At 50.5% G+C, this 2,372-nt stretch carries 2 protein-coding genes and 1 pseudogene; all 3 read right to left on the reverse strand.

Annotated features, from left to right (window positions below):
* Positions 1-188: 188 nt before the first annotated feature.
* Positions 189-602: a response regulator gene (locus KP705_RS15375; RefSeq protein WP_215764770.1), complete on the reverse strand. Its 414-nt coding sequence runs from the start codon at positions 600-602 to the stop codon at positions 189-191.
* Positions 603-615: 13 nt separating this feature from the next.
* Positions 616-1,692: a PAS domain-containing protein gene (locus KP705_RS15380; protein ID WP_215764771.1), complete on the reverse strand. Its 1,077-nt coding sequence runs from the start codon at positions 1,690-1,692 to the stop codon at positions 616-618.
* 188 nt (positions 1,693-1,880) lie between these two features.
* Positions 1,881-2,372 (reverse strand): annotated as a pseudogene (locus KP705_RS15385) (transposase); the annotation flags it as partial.

The raw sequence follows: 2,372 nt of genomic DNA on the forward strand, positions 1-2,372 counted from the left end.
AACCATGAGGATCGGGCTGGCCAATATCGTCTATAATATGCGCCGCCTTCTCTTCCTCGAGAGGATTAACGCCCACGCGTAGCAGTCCAGCGGATGATCGTTCCCGATCTGCTCAAAACGCAGAGCGAAAGCCACCCCAGGAGCCATCAATCAGCACGCCAAAACTCTGAAATCAGGAGCCAGACGCATCAATCAACGGTTCTTCGATCTCTCCACCTACAACGTTCAATACAAATTTCATTTAAAGTTTTGATGAGCGTCGGGCCACTAAAAGGTTTCTGACAGTGGGGAAATGCCTGATATCGGCTTTCCATCACGCTTACGTCATAGCCCGTAGCGAATATGAACTTGATGGCGTGAGCTGCGAGGGCATCGGCAACGGCATAAGACTTTTTACCATGCAGATTGACGTCCAGAACAGCGGCATCAATATTAACCGAACTCTGATTAATATATTGCAATGCTTCCTGGATAGTACCGACAGGACCGATCACCTCTGCTCCCGCTTCTTCCAGGAAATCAACAGCGGCTAACGCAATAAGATAATCATCTTCGACCAGCAGGATACGTAGCTTCTCGAGGCCATTGATATTGGAAGCCATGTCCTGTTCTTTCTTAGGGCTCGGGTTTGGCTACTTCTATCGTGCGTGGTGGTAGGGGAATCACGACGTCACAACAGAGTCCGCAGGGAGAAAATTTAACTTCTACGTGGGCATGCAGTGTAAATTTTAGTGCTTTTTCAATCAGAGTGAGACCAAACCCTCGACGTATCGGCACCATTACGTTCTTCAAACCGCTCTCTTGCCAACGAAGCGTCAGAACCTGGGTATTTTGCTCATCGTATGAAATCGCCCAGATAACACTTAAATGACCCGTTTCGTTGCCAAGAGCTCCATATTTGACAGCATTGGTCGCAAGTTCATGAAGTGCCAACCCAAAGGTTTGAACCAGATCAAAACCAAGTTGAACCGCAGGACCTGCAACCGAGATACGATCTTCAACGGCGCCAGTAGCCTGAAGTTCAAGTCTCACGATATCTTCGAGATCAACCGATTCGTCCATCGCTCCCCCCAGCAGGCTCTGCACCCGACCAAGGGCTGCCAACCGGGTTCGCAAACCATCCAGCGTTCCCCCTTTACCAAGGGTCTGTTCGGAAATTGATTGCACGATAGACAGCAGATTGCGGGTACGATGCTGAAGTTCCCCAATCAACATCTTCTGCGTGGCTTCGGAACGCGTGAGAGTCGTCACATCAATGAAGGTAACTACCACACCCTCGATCTTGTGGCTGCCGTCGCGATATGGAGCAAGGCGTACAAGGTAATGAGAATTTTGATCGTTATCTTCTACCCGCCGCTCGATCCGCTCCCCGTAAGCAAAGACCTGGGCAATGTCTTCAGAAAACCCCGCGAGGTCGAGCCGGCTCGACAGATCAGTGATCGGCCTGCCACGATCAGTTGCGAGAATGTTGAAAATTTTGGAGACGGCAGGAGTAAAACTGCGGATCTCTAGCTGTTTGTCCAAAAATACTGTCGCGACATCCGTACTGTCGAACAGATTACGGAGATCACTGTGAGCACGATCCAGAGCATCGATCTTGCCATTTAGTTCCGCATTAACAGTCTGAAGTTCTTCATTGACTGACTGAAGCTCTTCCTTGGATGCTTCCAGCTCTTCGTTGGTAGACTGCATTTCTTCGTTAACGGAAACCAGTTCTTCATTGGAAGCTTTCAGCTCTTCCAGACCTGGAGAGATCGAAGAACCGTTGATTGATGCGTCTGGCTCCTGATTTCAGAGTTTTGGCGTGCTGATATGATGGCTCCTGGGGTGGCTTTCGCTCTGCGTTTTGAGCAGATCGGGAACGATCATCCGCTGGACTGCTACGCGTGGGCGTTAATCCTCTCGAGGAAGAGAAGGCGGCGCATATTATAGACGATATTGGCCAGCCCGATCCTCATGGTTCTGTGACTTCTGATCAGCAAAGACATGCTCGACACGTGACCGGATAACGGACTTTCCGGCGTTGGATTTCTGGATGTGCCGAGGCATAGGCTTGAGATGCGGCTTTTTCCTGTGGACCTTCGAGACAAAGCCCTGCTTCTCCATGAAGTCTTCGTTGGCTTTTGAGCGATAGGCTGTGTCTGCCCAGACTATTGAGGCCGTATTGGTTTTATCCAGCAAGCCCTCTCYCAATCGCGCACCATCACTGGCGGCGGCATCGGTTGTTTTCCATTTCCGGATCAACCGAAATTTTCGGTCGATGGAGACATGGGATTTGTAGCCAAAGAATGGGATGGCAAGATCTGTTGCGGGGATCGTCCCATCCTCCTGCCGCTTTGCTTTCGTGAACTTCAGCGTCCACCGCGCATGCC

Origin of the sequence: Gluconobacter sp. P1D12_c, assembly GCF_018812105.1 — a bacterium.
GTDB classification, from domain to species: Bacteria; Pseudomonadota; Alphaproteobacteria; order Acetobacterales; family Acetobacteraceae; genus Gluconobacter; species Gluconobacter oxydans_A.